The organism is Pontibacillus sp. ABV4_188 (assembly GCF_056311905.1).
Genome location: NZ_CM149975.1, coordinates 1,478,439 through 1,497,470, shown reverse-complemented (window position 1 = coordinate 1,497,470; position 19,032 = coordinate 1,478,439). Strand labels below are relative to the sequence as shown.

20 protein-coding genes are annotated in these 19,032 nt (G+C 41.2%); 5 read left to right on the top strand and 15 right to left on the bottom strand.

Translation table 11 applies throughout. The features are described 5' to 3' along the window. Window positions 1-135: 135 nt before the first annotated feature. On the top strand, window positions 136-429 hold the full coding sequence (locus tag ACYX4O_RS07575) for a hypothetical protein (RefSeq protein ID WP_476356019.1): 294 nt from the start codon (window positions 136-138) through the stop codon (window positions 427-429). 42 nt (window positions 430-471) lie between these two features. Here the strand turns inward: ACYX4O_RS07575 and ACYX4O_RS07570 are convergent, their stop codons facing one another. The 8 genes from ACYX4O_RS07570 to ACYX4O_RS07535 all read right to left on the bottom strand — a co-directional run bounded on the left by ACYX4O_RS07570 (window position 472) and on the right by ACYX4O_RS07535 (window position 8,789). Further along, on the bottom strand, window positions 472-1,455 hold the full coding sequence (locus ACYX4O_RS07570) for an agmatinase family protein (protein WP_476357037.1): 984 nt from the start codon (window positions 1,453-1,455) through the stop codon (window positions 472-474). Then, window positions 1,455-2,726, bottom strand: coding sequence for an imidazolonepropionase (hutI, locus tag ACYX4O_RS07565; RefSeq protein WP_476356017.1), 1,272 nt, complete (start codon window positions 2,724-2,726; stop codon window positions 1,455-1,457). The genes ACYX4O_RS07570 and hutI overlap by 1 nt, the downstream gene beginning before the upstream one ends. A gap of 14 nt (window positions 2,727-2,740) precedes the next feature. Further along, window positions 2,741-4,408 carry a urocanate hydratase gene (gene hutU / locus ACYX4O_RS07560; protein WP_476356015.1) on the bottom strand — a complete coding sequence of 556 codons (1,668 nt, stop codon included), beginning with the start codon at window positions 4,406-4,408 and terminating at the stop codon, window positions 2,741-2,743. 155 nt (window positions 4,409-4,563) lie between these two features. Then, on the bottom strand, window positions 4,564-6,048 hold the full coding sequence (locus tag ACYX4O_RS07555) for a helix-turn-helix domain-containing protein (RefSeq protein WP_476356013.1): 1,485 nt from the start codon (window positions 6,046-6,048) through the stop codon (window positions 4,564-4,566). A 15-nt stretch (window positions 6,049-6,063) separates the two neighbouring features. Continuing rightward, window positions 6,064-6,588: a hypothetical protein gene (locus ACYX4O_RS07550; RefSeq protein WP_476356011.1), complete on the bottom strand. Its 525-nt coding sequence runs from the start codon at window positions 6,586-6,588 to the stop codon at window positions 6,064-6,066. Window positions 6,589-6,683: 95 nt separating this feature from the next. Further along, the gene (locus ACYX4O_RS07545; protein WP_476356009.1) at window positions 6,684-7,109 is read right to left on the bottom strand and encodes a hypothetical protein; all 426 of its coding nucleotides are present in this window, start codon (window positions 7,107-7,109) and stop codon (window positions 6,684-6,686) included. Window positions 7,110-7,137: 28 nt separating this feature from the next. Further along, the gene (locus tag ACYX4O_RS07540; RefSeq protein WP_476356007.1) at window positions 7,138-7,959 is read right to left on the bottom strand and encodes an alpha/beta fold hydrolase; all 822 of its coding nucleotides are present in this window, start codon (window positions 7,957-7,959) and stop codon (window positions 7,138-7,140) included. Between the two features lie 8 nt (window positions 7,960-7,967). Next, a complete protein-coding gene (locus ACYX4O_RS07535) occupies window positions 7,968-8,789 on the bottom strand; it encodes an AAC(3) family N-acetyltransferase (protein WP_476356005.1) in 822 nt (273 codons plus the stop codon). 186 nt (window positions 8,790-8,975) lie between these two features. Between ACYX4O_RS07535 and ACYX4O_RS07530 the strand changes: the two genes are divergently transcribed. Then, the gene (locus tag ACYX4O_RS07530; protein ID WP_476356003.1) at window positions 8,976-9,671 is read left to right on the top strand and encodes a phosphatase PAP2 family protein; all 696 of its coding nucleotides are present in this window, start codon (window positions 8,976-8,978) and stop codon (window positions 9,669-9,671) included. 36 nt (window positions 9,672-9,707) lie between these two features. Here the strand turns inward: ACYX4O_RS07530 and ACYX4O_RS07525 are convergent, their stop codons facing one another. Together ACYX4O_RS07525 and ACYX4O_RS07520 are read right to left on the bottom strand one after the other, a co-directional pair. Next, a complete protein-coding gene (locus ACYX4O_RS07525) occupies window positions 9,708-10,394 on the bottom strand; it encodes a TVP38/TMEM64 family protein (RefSeq protein WP_476356002.1) in 687 nt (228 codons plus the stop codon). Window positions 10,395-10,485: 91 nt separating this feature from the next. Then, a complete protein-coding gene (locus tag ACYX4O_RS07520) occupies window positions 10,486-10,800 on the bottom strand; it encodes an MGMT family protein (RefSeq protein WP_476356000.1) in 315 nt (104 codons plus the stop codon). Between the two features lie 290 nt (window positions 10,801-11,090). Here ACYX4O_RS07520 and ACYX4O_RS07515 point away from each other — a divergent pair, with 290 nt between their 5' ends. Continuing rightward, entirely contained in the window at window positions 11,091-11,816 is a 726-nt protein-coding gene (locus ACYX4O_RS07515; protein ID WP_476355998.1) for a lysostaphin resistance A-like protein, read from the top strand. 69 nt (window positions 11,817-11,885) lie between these two features. On the opposite strand, the gene ACYX4O_RS07510 is transcribed toward ACYX4O_RS07515, so the two are convergent. Then, the gene (locus ACYX4O_RS07510; RefSeq protein ID WP_476355996.1) at window positions 11,886-12,707 is read right to left on the bottom strand and encodes an SDR family oxidoreductase; all 822 of its coding nucleotides are present in this window, start codon (window positions 12,705-12,707) and stop codon (window positions 11,886-11,888) included. Between the two features lie 169 nt (window positions 12,708-12,876). Here ACYX4O_RS07510 and ACYX4O_RS07505 point away from each other — a divergent pair, with 169 nt between their 5' ends. Beyond that, window positions 12,877-14,400, top strand: coding sequence for an HD domain-containing phosphohydrolase (locus tag ACYX4O_RS07505; protein ID WP_476355994.1), 1,524 nt, complete (start codon window positions 12,877-12,879; stop codon window positions 14,398-14,400). Between the two features lie 86 nt (window positions 14,401-14,486). Here the strand turns inward: ACYX4O_RS07505 and ACYX4O_RS07500 are convergent, their stop codons facing one another. Beyond that, on the bottom strand, window positions 14,487-14,747 hold the full coding sequence (locus tag ACYX4O_RS07500) for a small, acid-soluble spore protein, alpha/beta type (RefSeq protein ID WP_476355992.1): 261 nt from the start codon (window positions 14,745-14,747) through the stop codon (window positions 14,487-14,489). Window positions 14,748-14,886: 139 nt separating this feature from the next. On the opposite strand from ACYX4O_RS07500, the gene ACYX4O_RS07495 reads away from it, so the two are divergent. After that, window positions 14,887-15,801, top strand: a complete 915-nt coding sequence (locus ACYX4O_RS07495) for a S8 family peptidase (protein WP_476355990.1) — start codon at window positions 14,887-14,889, stop codon at window positions 15,799-15,801. 216 nt (window positions 15,802-16,017) lie between these two features. Here ACYX4O_RS07495 and ACYX4O_RS07490 read toward each other — a convergent pair whose 3' ends face one another. From ACYX4O_RS07490 to ACYX4O_RS07480, 3 genes are all read right to left on the bottom strand, one after another. Next, entirely contained in the window at window positions 16,018-17,958 is a 1,941-nt protein-coding gene (locus ACYX4O_RS07490) for an aconitate hydratase (RefSeq protein WP_476355988.1), read from the bottom strand. A gap of 178 nt (window positions 17,959-18,136) precedes the next feature. Beyond that, window positions 18,137-18,559: a hypothetical protein gene (locus ACYX4O_RS07485; protein ID WP_476355986.1), complete on the bottom strand. Its 423-nt coding sequence runs from the start codon at window positions 18,557-18,559 to the stop codon at window positions 18,137-18,139. Between the two features lie 94 nt (window positions 18,560-18,653). Further along, window positions 18,654-19,022: a hypothetical protein gene (locus tag ACYX4O_RS07480; RefSeq protein WP_036781306.1), complete on the bottom strand. Its 369-nt coding sequence runs from the start codon at window positions 19,020-19,022 to the stop codon at window positions 18,654-18,656. Window positions 19,023-19,032: the final 10 nt, after the last annotated feature.

Below are 19,032 nucleotides of genomic sequence, written 5' to 3'. Positions count from 1 at the left end.
TCTACTCATTTCTAATTAACTAGTATAACAAAAAATAAGTTCGTGCGAACACGTACGTTGTGGAAATGGTGCTGGCATAATTCTCCCTTCATAATCATATTTTACAGTAACATCAGGAAAGAAGGAGGGAGTTTGTTGAGAGTTCCCGTCATACCAGTCCTTCTATTTGCTATCTATGTATCGCTGCTTGGAAACCATATCGTACAAAGTTTTCTTAACCAAACTGTAGCCCCACAAGAAGAACAGCAACTGTTTCCTTATTTATGGGATGATGATAAGACGATGCAAGATCAAGAACCTGAAGAAGGTTCTTTTTTTATGCCTTCCCAGAGGAAACTGAACGAAGACTGGAAGTACAAAGTAAATCCAAATAAAGCAATGTTACACACTAATGTGATGAAGCGTGCCAGACACCCTTTCTTGCTCTAAAGCATTGACGGGTGTCTGGCACGCTTTAGTTGTTTAAAGTATTCACTCTCTCATACTTAGGCCTGTTAGGAAGGAGAGCATGGTGTGGACGGCGGCTTTTATGGTGAAGTCACCAACGTCTTTTGTAGGATCTAAACAAACAATATCCATGGCTTTAACATAGGGTGACGTTCCGGCTAGTGTAACCGCTTCGAACAGTTCATCTGTTCGCATACCTCCTGGTGTAGAGGCTGGTGCTGCAGGACCTTGTGTCATGTCTAGGACATCCATATCGACCGTCATATAAATCGTATCGACTTGGTTGGAAAGCTCCTTAATCCCCTCATTAACTACAGATTCTATTCCTTTTCTCCTCGCTTCTCTCATCGTCACATATTGTAAACCAACTTCATCGGCATAGGTTTTTAATGACTTCGCATTAAAAAAACCGTGCAGACCAATGTTATAAACATCTTCTCCTTTAATAGTCCCACTTTCGATTAAGTTCCTTACAGGAGTGCCATTCGCTGGTCCATACGTTTCAAGATCTCTCAAATCAAAATGAGTATCAAATTGGAGGAGGCCAATTCGATTATGAGGTTCAGCTCGTTTCATTCCTTTAATAAGCATAGCTGTAATGGAATGATCTCCCCCAAGGGTCAGAGGGATCGTATGAGGATGAATTTTTCGCCCTGATTCCATAGCTTCTACAATGTGCCTATGGCACGTTTCAATATCCGTTACATGTTGACGTGTATCACCAATGTCAACAACCCTTAACTCAGATAGATCCGTGTCGTAATCAATATTATAAGTTGAAAACGACTTCCAGGCTCTTCGCATAGCATCAGGGTTTTCGCTCGCGGCAGAAGCACTAATCGAAGATCTGCTAAGGGGAACCCCGAGAATCGTCACATCAACATTAGACCAGTCCATATCCCCCTCCTCAGGAATTGTTTCGATCCATTCATTAACTTTAAGGTCTGTATTCCCAGATCTGTTCCACTTAAAAGACGGCCGCTCTAACTGAGGATACGGGTAGTTCATCATACGAGTATCCCTCCTTTTACAACCACCTTCCCAGCTTTAATGACGATATCTGTATGATTCACCCCATAGCGATACTGTAATTGCATAAAGTTAGGCACGTTATGAAGAACTACATCTGCTTTTCTACCTTCTGAGAGGATCCCTGCTAGGTCCCCTCGACGAATCGCATGCGCGGCATTCACAGTAGCTGCATTTAACACTTCAGCAGGAGTCATTCCCATCTTCAAGCAGCCAAGGTTCATAATAAGAGGAAGAGAAACCGTTGGAGAGGAGCCTGGATTGCAATCGGTTGATAGGGCTACAGGTACCCCTTTGTCAATCATGGCTCGCCCATTTGCGCTATCGGCCATTAAGAAAAAGGCTGTACCAGGTAATAACACACCAATTACACCACGCTCAGCCATCCTACTTATTCCTTCATCAGAAGCACGAAGCAAATGGTCAGCGGAAACGGCACCTACTTCAGCAGCAAGCTCAGCCCCTTTGTAAGGTTCAATCTCATCTGCATGAATTTTAGGATGAAGACCATACGCCTTGCCGGCTTCTAATATGCGCTTCGATTGTTCTGGTGTAAATACTCCCCGTTCACAGAATACGTCGTTAAATTCCGCTAACCCTGATTCAGCAACTTTCGGAATCATATGATTTATAACGAGGTCTACAAAGGCGTCCGTATCCTCTTTGTATTCAGGTGGTACAACATGAGCCCCCATAAACGTCCGAACGATATCAATTGGATGATCATTGTCTAGATCGCTAGCCACTTTAAGCTGACGCATTTCAACCTCAAGGTTCATCCCATACCCACTCTTAGCTTCCACTGTCGTCACTCCGTGCAACAGAAATTGATCTAATCGCTTATAACTCTCTTTATATAGTTCTTCTTCACTGGCTTCCCTTGTTGCTCTTGTTGTGGCGTGGATGCCTCCACCTGCGTTCATAATTTCCATATACGTCTTTCCATTTAAGCGCATATCAAATTCATTCTCTCTTGTCCCCGCGTGAACAAGATGCGTATGAGGATCAACAAAACCCGGTGTAACGAGTTTGCCTCGTGCATCGATTATGTCCGCTTCTTCCAAACGGCTACCAAATTCCTCTTCCAATTGCGCATCAGTACCGACACGCTTAATAACCCCTTCTTCGATCCACACACTTCCATCCTCGATTACATTCAAGACATTCATCGCCTCTTGAGTGAGTGGGTTTCCTTGACCATTCTGACCTGCAATTACTTGGCTTGCACGTCGAATAAAAATCGGTTTCATATCCGTTCCTCCTTCTATTGATCTAGCATCGGGATGTGTACACCTTTGTCTTTTGCCGTCTGAATGGCCAGATCGTAACCTGCGTCAGCGTGTCTTGCTATGCCCATACCAGGGTCTGTTGTTAACACGCGCTCTAATCTTGCTTCTGCGTCTTTTGTTCCATCAGCAACAATGACCATACCAGCGTGGATGGAATATCCCATTCCTACGCCACCACCATGATGAACGGACACCCAGCTAGCTCCCCCTACGCTATTGATCAGCGCATTTAATATTGGCCAATCTGCTACCGCATCACTGCCATCTTTCATCCCCTCTGTTTCCCTGTTAGGAGAAGCTACAGACCCTGAATCTAAATGATCACGACCTATCACAATCGGGGCTTTTAGTTCTCCATTCCTAACCATATCGTTAATGATTTTGCCAAAGCGTGCTCGTTCGCCGTAGCCAAGCCAACAAATCCTTGATGGCAGACCTTGAAACTGTATCTTATCCTGGGCCATTTTAATCCAATTACACAAATGTTTGTTATCGCTGAATTCTCGTAAAATCACTTCATCTGTTTTATAGATATCTTCAGGGTCTCCAGATAACGCCACCCACCTGAATGGACCTTTCCCTTCACAAAATTGCGGACGAATATAAGCAGGGACAAAGCCAGGGAAGTCAAAGGCATTCTCTACACCTTCCTCTTTGGCCACTTGCCTGATGTTGTTTCCATAATCAAATGTGATAGCTCCCTTGTTCTGCATCTGAAGCATCGCTTCCACATGCTTCGCCATTGATTTCTTAGAAGCCGCCACGAATGTCTTTGGATCATCTTTACGCCATGAGGTCGCCTTTTCAAGAGAAGTAAATTCGGGGACGTATCCATTCAGTGGATCATGAGCGGATGTTTGATCAGTCAGAAGATCTGGGATGAATGAACGATTAAGCATAGTAGGAAGGAGTTCACACGCATTCCCAAGCACCCCAATTGACATAGCCTCCCCTTTTCTCTTTGCTTCCTGTGCCAGTTGAACCGCTTCATCCAATGTTTCAACCATTGTATCAACATAACCTGTATCGAGGCGTTTTTGAATCCTAGAGCGATCCACTTCAATGGCAATACAAACGCCACCGTTCAACGTTACAGCTAGAGGTTGGGCGCCCCCCATTCCACCAAGGCCAGCTGTCACAGTGATGGTTCCTTTTAAAGTTCCACCGAAATGTTGTTTAGCCGCTTCCGCAAATGTTTCATACGTCCCCTGCACAATCCCTTGACTCCCAATATAGATCCAACTGCCAGCTGTCATTTGCCCGTACATCATGAGTCCCTTTTGGTCTAACTCATGGAAATGGTCCCAATTTGCCCAGGCTGGAACGAGGTTAGAATTCGCGAGTAAAACTCGAGGCGCGTCTTTATGAGACGTAAACACTGCCACAGGTTTCCCTGATTGAATGAGCAACGTTTCATCGTTCTCTAATTGTTGAAGAGTTTTTATGATGGCATTAAACGACTCTTGGTTTCTGGCTGCTTTTCCAATCCCTCCATAAACAACAAGGTCTTCAGGTCTCTCTGCTACATCTGGGTCTAAATTGTTCAACAGCATTCTAAGTGCCGCTTCTTGAATCCACCCTTTTGTATGGAGTGTTGCCCCTGTTGGACTTTTGAGAGGTTGGTTTCCTTTTAATTGTTCCATAATGATCACCCTTTTATCATAATTTTCTGTCTAATTACACTATATCGAAAGAAAAGATCAGTTAGAATGTCAGGAATACATAAAAAAATACACATACTTTAGGGGTATGTGCATCTTACTCGGCTATCTTATCTGAAAATAGTCAATACATTAGGTTATGATCTATACTTTCGGTTTCGATATATACTAGGACTCATCCCAGTTACCTCCTTGAACTTACGGCTAAAGTGATTGGCTTGCGAGAAACCTACTTGTTCAGCAATTTGCTGAATGGGTTCTTTAGAAGATTCTAATAAAACTTTTGCTTCACTTATACGAATATGTAGCAAGATCTCCCGGTATGTTCTCTCTTTCTGTTCCTTAATTAGCGTGCTAATATAAGACGGATTTCGATTAACGGCTCTAGCCACTTCTTCTAAAGACAAACCAGGATTATTAAAATGTTTATTCATATAATCCAGGCATCTCTCTAGCACACCGTAAGATTGAACTCCCTTTTCCTCTACCGCCTGTGTTACTAGACTCATAAACAACAGCATATCTTGCACAATCTTATATAGAAGGCGGTGGTGAAGAATGGATTCAAACACGCCTTGATATCTCTCTTCTAATAATTCGTCCTCATCGAGATGATGAGTTTTCATGTAACGTCTCACTTGGGCGAGTATGCTAGTAAGACGAGTTTTTAACAATCCAGGTTCAGGATAGGGAGGGGTAACTTGAAGAAAGGACCCGTACATCCATTCTTTTATGCGCTTTTGATCCTTATTCTTAAGCATATCTTCCCACTCAGCTTGATCATTTGGACTAAGAAACGGATCTAAATAACGCCATTGTACTGGTTCTTCAAGGGCCATTACGTGTCGAAAACCCTTATAAAAAAAGAGTTCAATCCCTTTCTTACCATCTTGGTACTGATGATAGATACGATTCCCTTCTAGCGCGAGGGCCGGCAAGGAAATACCGATGGAGCATTTCGAGCTATCTTGCCAATCCCTCAGAAAGCGCCGAGCTTCATCAATAACAAGTCTCCGGTCCAAAGAAGGGTAAAGACAGACGATTCGATCACTTAACGGCAATACTGTAACCGGTTGCCGAAAAGAGTAGGATTGGATCGAGTGGTGTAGAGATGTAAGACAACTAGCATTCTCAGGTTGTACTAAGAAAAGGGTTCGCTTCTCCTTCAAATCAGGAGAATCTTTTACAAAAAGAGAATGGTAAAGAAAGTGATGATCCTCAAGATTTTCAACACCGGAATCTTTCAAGCGTTGAGAATCAGCATCCAACAAACTTTTCTTTAATGTTCTCTGAAGTTGCATGGGCGATAAAGGTTTCATAAGTAGATTCTCGACCTGAAGATCAATCCCTTCCATCGCCCGAGCGAAAGTGGCTTCTGTCGTAGTAGCGATTACCTTTTTAACATAGTCCGCAAGACGCCATTTCATTTCACTAAACGAATCCTCTTTCATCATATCAAGTTCGAGTATAACGACGTGAGGCCGTTCAGACTCAATAATCTTCAAGGTTTCCTCAAACGTACTTGCTAGTAACACAGAAGTAAAGGGTAGAGAAGACGACGTGACAAGCCACCGTATTCCGAGCCTTTCGGTTTCATCACGATCTGCAATTAACAGTTTCATCGACTTCCCTCCCTCTTATTTTTGTTTTTGAATGTACTTCATCATTTCATTATATTGAAACGACCATTTGGGATAGGTACGAATAGACCTTGAGAAAGCTTGGTCCACATTTCCCTCTTTGCGCTTAACAACAGGAGATTCATAAATAGTACCAAACGGATCATTATAATAGATTACAAGCTCGAGCTCATTGACACTAGAGTCAGACATATCTTCTTCTAACGGTACCTCAAGGCCTATTGTGAAGACACCCTTCAGAGAAGTGACAAATTGCACCGGGGCTGATTTCTCTATACGTTCTCCGCCCTCCCATTTCCCCAATAGATAAACTTCAGGCGCCACAGAATCTCCATAAGCATGGCAGGTCACCTCTATATGTAAATGGCGGTTCTCTTCTTTAACCTTGTAATCTTCTACGATGATAATCGGAACTCCGGCTTTCACTGTCGCCATTTTCACCCGATAGTAAAGATACCAAAACAAGAAGATCATAAGCGAGACTACTAAGAGAAATAAAAATATATTTATTTGTATCGTCACTAGTTTCCTCCTCCCCTCAATGACCTTATGGTGTCATAACAGAACGAATAAGAGCACCTATTTTTATTTTAGTTATTTAAATATTGAGCATTGTCCTAATCACTCGTTACTTTCCCTTTCTGAAGAGTGAAAGGGAAACTCTGTCCCGATTGGACGAATGTACCTGATATAGAATCCCCTTCAACAGTTCCGTCAAACGTCATTGGCGTACCGGACAATGGCATTTGAAATTTCAACCCATTACCATTCAACACGATATTCTCTAAATCAAAGTCTTCAATTTGCTGCTTGGGGATATCTATTGTTCCCTTTAGTTCCTCATCCTTTTTAAACTCGACAATAATTTGAAGTGCTCCATCAGGAACTTCAATCTCTCCATTCCATGTACCTTCTATATCTTCTGCTTTTATGGTCTCTTCTTGATCCTCAGTTGAGGGCTCTTCTTGTTTATCTTCATCTGAACAGGCCACCAGAATACCAAGCATCATCCCTAATGCTATCACGAAAACCTTTTTCAACATGGTTCTCCTCTCCCTTCATCTATTCATTTTACAATGATTTAATCTCCATAAATTCTTTTAATAAATGATTCATCATCTCAGGACATTCAATAAAACTCCAGTGCCCGCATTCATCTAATTGGATAACCTGGGCATTTGGAATAACGTGTTTTATTGTCTTCAAAACTTTCTCAGGTGAAAGAAGATCATGACTTCCTTGGACAATGCGAATAGGAATCGATTGTAGTTCATGAGCAAACGGCCTAAGGTTAAAATGTTTTGCGATCTCTTTATCGATCTGTTCATTCGCTTGTTGATTAAAAGACATCGGTTTTTTTCTTTTTAAAGAAGCTGACTCATAAACGTAATAAGGCTCAATTAATTCCATAACTTGATCTGAATGTCCTTTTCGCTCATGATAGAGAAACTTTAAACGATCCTGAACATTCATACGCCTTAGTAACTGTTTAGGAAATTCCTTATATCCTCTGGCGTCTACACCAATTGCCGCTGTTAAAAAGAGCTTCTTAACGCGCGCGGGGTACATGCTGGCGTATTCGAGTGCGAGTATCGACCCCCAAGACTCACCGACAAGTGTGACTTGGCCATACCCCCACACCTTACGAAGTGCCTCAAGCGTCTCCACCTCTTCGTATATGCTGTATTTATCATCAGCAGGAGCATCTGAGCGCCCGCACCCTTTTTGATCATACAAAAGAAGGTGATAGTCTTCTGATAATGGTTCAATATGGGGAAGAAAGATTCTATGGCTAGCCCCTGGGCCTCCATGCAGGAATACGATCGGCTCTCCTGAACCTAATTGTTTCGTATAAATATTACACCCTCGCACGTGTTCATATTGTTTTAACATCTTGTGATTCACTCCTCATATTCCTGATCATAAGCACCAAGCCATTCTACTGCAAAATCTACACTTTGCTTCATGGGGAATAGCTTTGATTCCGCTGAACCGATCCAACCTTTTGTAACAGAAATATGATTTTCTAAGTTGTTACCGATCCCTTCAAATAACTCTTCACGGAAGACTATATCTTCATAGACTTTCCAAATCCTCTCACATTGAACCTTTATCGGAGCACCTTTACGTATTTTAGCCTGATTAGGTATACGATACTCAGCCAAGTGAAAGGCCGTCGCTGTATCATACCCTGTCCCGATAAAAAGGATATGAGCGACCTCATCATACAACTTCCGAAGCGGGGAATGTTCCCCCAAACTATTATGTAAAGAGTGATCTGAAATAATAGTATCTGCTTGATTTCCCCAAGCTACAAAAGATACAGCAGGATGATCACTACGTTTTACACCAGGGAACGTGCGAAAGGTTTCTACTATACTGCCCATTCCAGAAGAGGGAGTGATGACCGGATCATAAGCAGGCATCGTATCTCTAATCTTTTGCCACCATTCTTCAGGTACAGGTGGGTCCACCCATTCAGATGGATCGGATAAATTAGGAGACTGGGATGGCATAACAATAGTACCTTGATCGGTAACAACATCCATCAGTGCTTGAACGACCGCTACCGCTCCTCCATTAGTCCAACCGATTTCAGATAAAGACGAATGCACAAGTATTGTCATTCTTTCTTTAACTCCCATATGAATCAAATCTTTCTTTATCGTTTCCCTTGTTCTTGGTTCATTTGTATGTTCAACAATGATTCGTTCCTTAGACATACCACGATCTCCTCTATATTGAAATCTCTATTATTTTCTCACAATTCACTCATTTAAAAAAGAAGCTATGCTAAACTCAATCGTTATAATCTTCCATAGAATATAAGGCTGTTTACAAGCTATGTGAAAGGGTAAACCATTAAGAAAAGACAAATGTAAACACGTTTATCATAGGAGGTTAGCCACTTGATTTTCCAAGGAACAAAACCATCAGATTTCTCAAAGAAGTCCATTATTATTCTATTAATAGGATTTGTCACAATTGGCTTGGCCGTTTATTTATTTGCTGAATTAGCAGAGCAAGTAATTGAAGAAGAGAAGTTTGCCTTCGACCAAATGGTTACGGAGTGGGTACGAGACATTCAAGCTCCTTGGCTTGGCACGATGTTTGGCTGGATTACGGAACTCGGCTCCGTCATTTTACTTACTGTAGCATCTGTACTGTTTGCACTATTCATTTACTTCTTCACTAAAAAAAGTCGATGGGTTATTGTCTATTTCGCCATCAACATGCTTGGTATAAGTCTACTTACGAAAGTCTTAAAGCTACTATTTGAAAGACAAAGACCTGAAGTATTGCAGCAATATGACGGTACAGGGTTCAGCTTCCCAAGCGGACATTCTACCGGGTCAATGGTATTCTACGGATTTATGATCTATATGGTTTCAACCACACGTTGGAAAAAGTCTATTCGTTATGTATTGAATGCCATTTTAGGCCTATTAATCTTTCTAATCGGGTTCAGCCGGGTATATCTTGGAGTCCATTTCCCAACAGATATACTAGCCGGATTCGCGTTCGGGATTTCTTGGCTCTTTGTTTGTATCTACGGTTTAGAATTAACCCTTTGGCGTCAAAGAAGACGACAAAAGAAAGCATAAAAAAGCGACACTCTAATTCCTAGAGTGTCGTCTTTTTTATGAGCTTTGTTTTAAATCCTTAATCTCTGATTTCAGTTGATCCACATCATACTTCTTCCCTACTGATTTCTTAATAAACAATCCTAAAGATACCATAACAAGTAAAATAATACCTAAAACAATTAGATTCTCAAGTTCCAGTGAGAGTAAACTCGAACCAAAGAAGCCAAACATCATCGATCCTGGAATCGTCCCGACAAATGTAGCAAGCAAGAACTTCAGTAAGTTTACTTTCGTTTTCGCACAAATGTAGGTGATAAAATCAAAATTTAAGCCTGGTATTAAACGAATGAATAATACAGACTTAAAACCATGTTCCTCCAGATCATTTTTTAATGCTTTCAGGTTCTCTTGCCCTTCTTCTTTCATATGCAGTTCTTTAAAGAAGTATTTCATGGCTATGAAAGAAGTGAAAGCTCCTAAGGTGGTGCCTAAAATAATGTAGATCGTGCCATTAATAGAACCGAACATAATCCCACATGAGATCGCAATTATAGAAAGTGGTACTAGAGTAAATGGGCGCACTGCAAAGATTAACAGAAAGATAAATGGCGCCCAAAAGCCAAATTGATCAACCCACTCCTTAATTTGCCTCGGCTTTATTTGAAACACATAATGGTTTAAAGCTACTATTATACCCGCCGCAATGAGTACAATGCTGATTTGAATTATAACGCTTTTCACTTTTGGATGCATACGTATCGACCTTTCTTAATTATACGACTTATAAGGGCGTATACTTCTTATCCCCCAGCGAAATAATTATTAAACCGTCCTACTCCCTCACATCCAAGTTATACCGATACCTCGAGAGGGGAACTTTTCCATTTTGAACCTGAACGCCTTCCTCTTCTAATGTATCTCTTTGCGTAAAGATGGCTTCTTCCCCTCCGACCACAATCTCTCCTTTGGCGTTCACTACTCTATGCCAGGGTAAGTTTTCCTTGCGACTCATGGAGTGGAGAATTCGGGCCACCTGACGAGCAGCCCTTGGGTTTCCTGCTACTTTGGCAATTTGCCCGTAGGTCATGACATGCCCTGCTGGTATCTCTTTTATTATTCTTATGACTTTTTCTGTAAAGGGTTGCACGATATCCTTCCTTTCACAATTCAGTGGATCAAAGCGTTAGGGAAATTTATTTTTGAGTCCGTTTTAATCATAGTCTACCATACCCCACTAACCCAAACGCCCTGGCGCTTTATCACTGCATAGAATTAAATGGTGCCTGACACCCTTTAGCACTGTAGTGCAGCAATGTATTTGTAGGAACCATTTAAATTGGATAAATCCGGAACTATTATTTGGTGTAAACGTACATGTAAAGATAGAATAATTAAACAAAGGCGGGTTTTAATGTGAGGAATACTTTGAAATTATTAATGAATGTTTTAGTACTCGAGTTATTGATTATTTTGTTTTTCACCATCAATGGAGCTTATGTGACCTTCTCAAAGCCTTCTAATGCATTTATGCAATACGTTGGCCTTCTGCCCTTAGCGTTAGGTATAGGCATTTACCTTTTTAAAACTAAAAAATGGCGGAATTTCTTTTCTTACAATCTCCTTCAGTTAGACCAAAAGAGTCTTATACTTTCTTCTCCTTTATTGGTGATTCTAGCTTTATTATGTATTGGCAATGGGGGCATAAGGCTCACATCCATCTCCGATTTACTTATGGTATTAGGAACGCAACTCCTTCTCGTTGCATTCATTGAGGAAATGATCTTTCGAGGATTCATGATAAAAATTTTAATGGCTAAAGGATTCAAGATTGCAGTACTCACTTCAAGTACGCTTTTTGCTTTAACTCATTCCCTGCAACTTCTTGGTGGCCAACCTCTTGAGGATACATTATTGCAAATTACATATGCGTTCTTTATAGGAACGGTTCTCTCATTATTAGTCATAAACAATCAATCGATCATCATCCCTATAGCTTTCCATGGTTTAAACAACTTTCTGATTATAATGGGGCAGAATAACGGATCTTCTCTTTATAATTATTTGCTTATTTCCATACTCTTTGTACATTCACTATTTTTATGGTCTAAAGCGCTTAAAACAAACCATCCGTATATAGACACCATTCATGAACCAGCATTATGATCAAGAAAATTATGGTTTGAATGCGAATTTAAAATGAAAAAGCAGCCCTTTAAAGGACTGCCTTTTCTTTTATTTTGTTCCCTTTTTCCAACTTTCATCGATTAGCATCTTCCCTGGCCAAGTGTAGGCTAGAATGCCACCGTCTGCTGTAATATCCTCCCCTGTTACATAAGAAGCATCGTCAGAAGCTAAGAATAGAGCTACTGATGCCATTTCACTTGGGTCGCCTAAGCGTCCCATTGGGGTAACCCATTTCTGAGCTTCACGGAAGTCTTGACCTTCCTGATCGTCTTTAGAACCTGCTAATTTATCAATTAAAGGTGTTTCAATCGTTCCTGGTGAAATAGAGTTCACTCGAATTCCATCACGCGCATAGTCAATCGCCATCGCTCTTGTAAAGTTTGTAATGCCACCTTTAGCCGCATTATAGCCAGAACGGTCTAAATCAGCAGCTTGTCCTGACATGGAAGAAGTGTTAATAATTGAACCTCCTTCTCCTAGCATAAGAGGAATAAGAAACTTACTAGTCAAGAATGTCCCACGCAAGTCAACGTTTATGATACGGTCAAACAGTTCGATCGGATATTCATGTACTTTTCCACCTTCTTGATCCACTCCTGCGTTATTGAAAAGGATATCAATTTTTTTATATTTCTCTTCTAATTGATTCGCAAACGCTTGGACACTTTCTATGTTTGATACATCTAAATAATAAGCCTCAGCGTTTCCACCTTTATCGCGAATTTGTGATACTGCGTGATCCATCTTCTCCTGGTCCACATCAGCACATATCACTGTTGCTCCTTCTTCTGAAAAACGTTCTGCTGTAGCTTGGCCAATCCCTGTTGCAGCACCTGTAATAACAGCAATCTTGTCTTGTAATCTAGCCACTATAAAACCTCCTGTTTATCATCTACTCTTCTATACCTGATATTAATATTTTTAAAACATGTCAATAACCTACACAACCCGCCTAATAACCAATATCATAAAAACCTTCCTACAAAGGACATATTTGGTATAATAGGACTATATATAATTTAGAGGAGGCTATCCCCCCTTGTTCCAAACGTTTCAACGTAAAATGCTACTAAACTATATCATTGGCTCCTTCATAGCCGTTTTTGGCGTGGGGAGTATGTTCATTTTCCATACATTAGACCTCACCGCAGTAGAGATGAATTACTTACTATTCATTATGAGTGTGTCTGTCATCATCATGCTTTACAGTGAATTTTTACTGTATTATAAACACGTCACTCCCATCCGTAAGGTTTTCTCTAGTCGTCGCAACCCAACTCAAGCTGATTTGCAGCTTGCCTACAGAACGGCACACCGATTCCCTTTACTAACGGTACAGCGCATATTAGGTCCGCATTTACTCGGTTTTTCAATTCCTGTCTCTCTCCTCGCTTCTGTTCTTATTAGCTTAGGAGTGCTGAATATACCAATCTATTACATCGCTTTAGCGTGGTGCGGAGCTATTCTCATTGCGCTTATGCATGCCATGATTGAATTCTTTTTAACTTATCGCTCTATACGTCCTATCATTCAACACATTACGACTATGAGTATGGAGCAGTATGGTATGACTTTAAAGATGGATCCGAGGAATCAAGTTAGTATACGCGCCAAACTCTTAGCTAGCGCTGTTTTTACTGCACTATTTCCTGTCCTGTTATTTATACTATCTTCTCAAGTCCGCCTTATTGAGAACGAAGGTCAGATGCTTTCTAACTACTGGAGCTGGGCTTCCATTATTGTTGTGGTTGTTCTCATTGTTTCTTTAGCTGGTGCGATCTTGTTATTTAAAAATATCCAACACCCTATTAAAGAACTAGAAGAACGCTTTGACTCTGTTTATGAAGGCGATTTCCAGTCCATGGATAACTTATATGATGATGAGTTCTCTCATCTAGTAAGTGGATTTAATCATATGGTGGAAGGGATAAAAGAACGCGATCAGCAGAATGAACAACTAATCGAAAGTTTCTTTACGGTATTTGCAGCTACTTTAGATGCAAGAGACCCTTATACAGCGGGACACTCTGAACGAGTAGCCGACTATTCCGTACGAATAGCAACACGGGCAGGTTTCTCTTCTGAAAAAATAGAGTTATTAAGAAAATCAGCTCTTCTGCACGATATAGGAAAGATTGGCATTCGTGACTCTGTTCTTCTAAAAGAAGGGAAGTTAACAGACGAGGAATTCTCTAAAATCCAACAACATCCGGTAATTGGTTATAACATCTTAAAACAAGTCGGCCTGCCAGAAGACCTCCTCCCTGTTTTGCCAGGTGTCAGGTCGCACCATGAACGTTTCGACGGGAGAGGTTATCCTGACCAATTAAATGGGGAAGACATTCCTGAATTTGGACGGTTAATGGCTGTAGCCGATGCCTTTGACGCCATGACCTCAGACCGCCCTTACCGCAAAGGAATGCCGGTCGAAAAAGCGATGTTTATTATTCAAGAGGGAAGCGGTACTCAGTGGGATCCTTACTTTGCCTCCTTATTCTTAGAAGAGATGAACTCTGCTTGGGCTGTTAATGAGATAGCAGCATCAAAGCCTCTTAAACCTTAATTTTAGTGAAACTATAAAGATTAAAAAGCATGGAGTCCTTCAAAGGATTCCATGCTTTTTTAGCTTAACCCACTTGCATAGACCAGCTATTTCTTTTGTTGAGCATTCATTTGCTGCTGAGCCATTTTAACCAACTCTCGTACCATCTTGCCACCCATATTTCCCCCAATTTTCCCAGCTTCTTTTGAAGGTAAATCTCCGTTATACCCTTTATTTAATGAGATACCTTGTTCACAAGCCACTTCAAATTTAGCATCATTTGGATTATTTGATTTAGATAACTGAGCTTTTAATTGATCTAATCCTTGTCTTGCTTCAGGAACCAATAACTTATTACGACGAGCCATTTGTTAGCCCCCCTTCTTTCTTGGTATGCCTCTATTAGACCCCCTTATCCTCAAGAATGCTTTCCACTTATCCCAATTTAAAGCACATATTTCCCTCTTTTGAATGTAATACAGTAGTACGATATGAAGGGGAATAGATATGGCAAAAATGAAAATGATACCGTTTCAGTTGCAAGAATTACTAGGGTTGCAAGACGAAATTCCAAGAGGCATTGAGATGATCGGGGCTGAGACGTTATGGAAAGAGGGGTTCAAAGGTGAAGGTTCTGTAGTGGCCGTTATTGATTCTGGCTGCCAAATCGACCACCCTGATTTGGAGAACTCCATTATCGATTGGCATAATTTCACCAACGGAAGCCGGAGAAATGTCACAGATGAGAACGGACATGGAACACATGTAGCTGGAACAATTGCAGCTTCGATGAACCGAAAAGGAGTTGTCGGAGCAGCGCCAAAATCGAAGTTGCTGATCTTGAAAGCATTTGATGCTAACGGGGAAACTTCTTATCAAACCATCATTCAAGCCATTCAGTACGCAACGAAGTGGAGAGGGCCAAGAGGTGAAAAGGTGCGCATCATTTCCATGTCTTTCGGTGGAAGCAGGGACTACTCTTTACTCCATAAAGCCATAAAACGTGCGGTCGACCAAGATATTTTAATTGTATGTGCTGCTGGTAATCAAGGCGATGGCAATGCCAGAACTCCAGAACAGATGTATCCAGGCTTTTATAAAGAAGTCGTTCAAGTAGGTGCAGTGGATTACGAGGGAGAGATGGCCAATTTCACCAACACAAATGATGAGATTGATCTTGTGGCACCTGGTGTGGATATTATCTCCACCTATCCTGGTAATCAATACGCCAAACTCTCCGGTACTTCTATGGCCACCCCTCACGTAGCGGGCGCTGCAGCACTTTTACTCGAAAAAGGGAATAAGGAATTTGGCCGTACACTAACAGAACCAGAGCTCTATGCTTTATTAGTGAAGCATACACGAGACTTAGGCCTCTCTAAACGTATTGAAGGGAATGGGTTAATCGATTTACGTAGGTGAGGAAGGCATTGTCCCTCCTCTCTTATACTCGAAGTGGGACAAGTTTTTTTTGAAAAACTTGTTATCCTATTTCCCAGGCAATGATTCGACAATATTTAAATGACAAAAGGGGCCAGAAATTCACTTGTTTCGTATATGGAACTTGATATAGACACTGGACCATCTTAGAACATCAAAAAGAGACAGCTCAAAACACAAGCTGTCTCTTCTCAAACTTTAGGCTTTTTCTTTTGTCCAGTTAATAAGTCCACCTTTTAGCATCATATCAACTTGACGACTTGATAATGTGTGACGTAAATATACTTCTTGATTCTTATCTTTTAGTTTCGCGGTAATGGTTTCTCCGTTTTTCATTGCTTGACGCAATCCATTAAACTGAATCACATCACCTTGCTCAATCTTCTCTGCTTCTGAACTTTCTGAGAATGTGAGCGGAAGAACGCCAAAGTTAACTAGATTTTGCCAATGAATACGGGCATAATCTTGAACTATGGCTACTCGAAGCCCCAAATAACGCGGAGCTAGAGCCGCGTGCTCCCGACTTGAGCCCTGACCGTAGTTATATCCTCCAACAATGGCATGTCCACCTTGTTCCTTCGTGTCCATTGCTCTGTCATAGTAAGTGTCGTCGACAATTTCAAACGTAAATTTACTAATTTCAGGGAGATTACTACGATAAGGAAGAACACGCGCTCCACCTGCTAAAATCTCATCAGTTGAGATATTATCACCCATTTTTAGTAAGATCGGTAATTCAAGCTGGTCTGGCAACTCATCCATCTCAGGAATAGATGCAATGTTTGGCCCTTTTACAAGTTCTACGTTCTTCGCCTCATCTTCTGGCAGTGGATACTCGAGCAAGCTTGTATCCACCGTTGGATGCGCTGGCTCTTCTACTTTTGGATATTCACCAAGATCTCTTGGGTCTACGATCTTTCCATATAATGCAGAAGCAGCTGCTGTTTCCGGTCCACAAAGGAATACACTGTCTTCTTTCGTACCAGAACGACCAGGAAAGTTACGCGGTGTTGTACGAAGGCTGTTTCTTCCCGTTGCAGGTGCTTGTCCCATACCAATACATCCGTTACAACCTGCTTGGTGTAAACGGCCTCCGCTCGATAAAAGGCTTGCGATATGGTTATCCTTTACTAAGTCTTGAAGCATTTGACGAGAAGTTGGATTAAGGTCGAACGAAACGCCTTGCGCAACGGATTTTCCTTTTACAATCTCAGCCGCTATAGCAAAATCACGGTACCCCGGATTAGCTGAGGAACCTATATAAGATTGATAGATTGGCTCGCCTGCAACTTCACGGACCGGTACAACATTACCAGGGCTTGAAGGCTTCGCGATTAATGGTTCAAGCTCTGATAAGTTGATGGTTTCGTGCACGTCATAGTCAGCGTCCTTATCAGCTACTAGCTCAATCCAATCTTCTTCCCGTTCTTGTCGTTTTAAGTAATCTTTCACAACTTCATCTGAAGGGAATACAGTGCCTGTCGCTCCTAGCTCTGCTCCCATATTAGCAATAACATGGCGGTCCATGGCGGATAGTTCTTTTAATCCTGGTCCATAATATTCAATTACTTTACCAACACCGCCTTTTACATCATGGCGACGAAGCATCTCAAGAATAACGTCCTTAGCACCCACCCATTCAGGAAGTTCTCCTTTTACATACACGCCCCAAACTTCAGGCATTTTTACGTAAAATGGTTCACCTGCAATAGCCATGGCTACATCAATTCCGCCAGCTCCCATCGCTAACATTCCCATACACCCATTGGCACAAGTATGGCTATCTGAGCCAAGTAACGTTTGTCCTGGTTTTGCCAAGCGCTGCATATGCACCGGGTGACTGACACCATTTCCTGGACGACTGAAATGCAGTCCAAATCGCTGAGCCGCACTTTCTAAGAATAAGTGGTCATCGGGGTTCTTACTATCTTCTTGAATTAAGTTATGGTCCACATATTGCGCGGAAGCTTCCGTCTTACGATAATCAAGACCCATTGCCTCAAGTTCAAGCATAACCATCGTCCCTGTAGCATCCTGGGTTAACGTTTGGTCGATTTTTAGCCCGATCTCTTCACCAGGCTTCATTTCTCCTTTTACAAGATGATCCTGAATAAGTTTTTGGGTTACATTGTATCCCATTATTGGCCTCCTTCATGTACTTGTTCCTATTCTTCTCAATTTTCTATTTATTCTTTACCCTGTAATCGATACCATCAATCTTCTCTTTACTGTAAAATTACAATATTTGTACTATCCAAACATATTTTCTGTTAGTTGCAGAAAAAAAAAGACCCTTTAGAGGGCCTTCTAAAAATTATTATTCTGTTGTCTGACTCACTTTTACAACCTCACTGATTAATGAATCTAAAAAATCAAACATGAAGGCTGGAGACTTATTCTTTATCCGTTCTCCAATTTCAGTCACTTCAACCCCTTCAACTTGATCCACTTCCTCCAGAAAGCTACGCAGTCCATCTATGGTTGGAATACTTAAAGCATACTGTACGATATCCTCCATTAACTGACTTCGAAATGCATGACGCTCCAGATGGTCTCCTATAGATTGATAAAGGAGCTGTAAGTGCTCTAGCGTTAGAGATGTCAATTTCTGATTCTCACCCTTCCCAATAGCGATCTGATAATCGCCGTTAAAAGAAAAGGTTATATGTAAGGAGTTATGTATAGAATCCGTGTAATCTTCAAACACTCTAGTAAATGCTTCTAGCTGCATCTTTCCCACCTCTTTTTCTTGATATACTATATAATCGCTCCCTGATCCAGGCTAGGATATTCAGACAAGCACCAAAAAACTGCTTCCATCCGAAAGCAGCTTCTTAATTATTGTACCATTTTACTTTTTGACGCAATACTTCAAGTACAATTTCATCGAATAATGTCCACCAAACGTGCATTCCACTACTCTCTGGATGGAGAGCTTGAAAGTACTTAGAACCTCGTATTAATACAATATTATTATGAGCTTTTGCTTTTTTCCAAAACTGCCATTCTTTCAGGATCCAAGACCACACTTCTTCCTCGTCTTGTTTCCAGTCAAACCGCATTAACTCATATAAGCCCTCCGCTTTCATTGGGTCCCAGTTCTTAACTTTAGGCTCTTTTAATGCATCATGCTTTTCAGCATAATTAACTAGCTCTTCATCAAAGCGTGCACTTAACATTTGAATAAAAGAGATCCGCTCCACCTATGTCACC

What these genes read in the sequence shown, in the direction of transcription:
- ACYX4O_RS07535 (WP_476356005.1), bottom strand. Translation starts at nt 8,789, where the DNA reads ATGTCTAAGGAACGAATCATTGTTGAACATACAAATGAACCAAGAACA.
- ACYX4O_RS07545 (WP_476356009.1), bottom strand. Translation starts at nt 7,109, where the DNA reads ATGTTGAAAAAGGTTTTCGTGATAGCATTAGGGATGATGCTTGGTATT.
- ACYX4O_RS07490 (WP_476355988.1), bottom strand. Translation starts at nt 17,958, where the DNA reads ATGGGATACAATGTAACCCAAAAACTTATTCAGGATCATCTTGTAAAA.
- ACYX4O_RS07495 (WP_476355990.1), top strand. Translation starts at nt 14,887, where the DNA reads ATGGCAAAAATGAAAATGATACCGTTTCAGTTGCAAGAATTACTAGGG.
- ACYX4O_RS07540 (WP_476356007.1), bottom strand. Translation starts at nt 7,959, where the DNA reads ATGTTAAAACAATATGAACACGTGCGAGGGTGTAATATTTATACGAAA.
- hutI (WP_476356017.1), bottom strand. Translation starts at nt 2,726, where the DNA reads ATGAAACCGATTTTTATTCGACGTGCAAGCCAAGTAATTGCAGGTCAG.
- hutU (WP_476356015.1), bottom strand. Translation starts at nt 4,408, where the DNA reads ATGGAACAATTAAAAGGAAACCAACCTCTCAAAAGTCCAACAGGGGCA.
- ACYX4O_RS07555 (WP_476356013.1), bottom strand. Translation starts at nt 6,048, where the DNA reads ATGAAACTGTTAATTGCAGATCGTGATGAAACCGAAAGGCTCGGAATA.
- ACYX4O_RS07570 (WP_476357037.1), bottom strand. Translation starts at nt 1,455, where the DNA reads ATGAACTACCCGTATCCTCAGTTAGAGCGGCCGTCTTTTAAGTGGAAC.
- ACYX4O_RS07515 (WP_476355998.1), top strand. Translation starts at nt 11,091, where the DNA reads ATGAATGTTTTAGTACTCGAGTTATTGATTATTTTGTTTTTCACCATC.
- ACYX4O_RS07500 (WP_476355992.1), bottom strand. Translation starts at nt 14,747, where the DNA reads ATGGCTCGTCGTAATAAGTTATTGGTTCCTGAAGCAAGACAAGGATTA.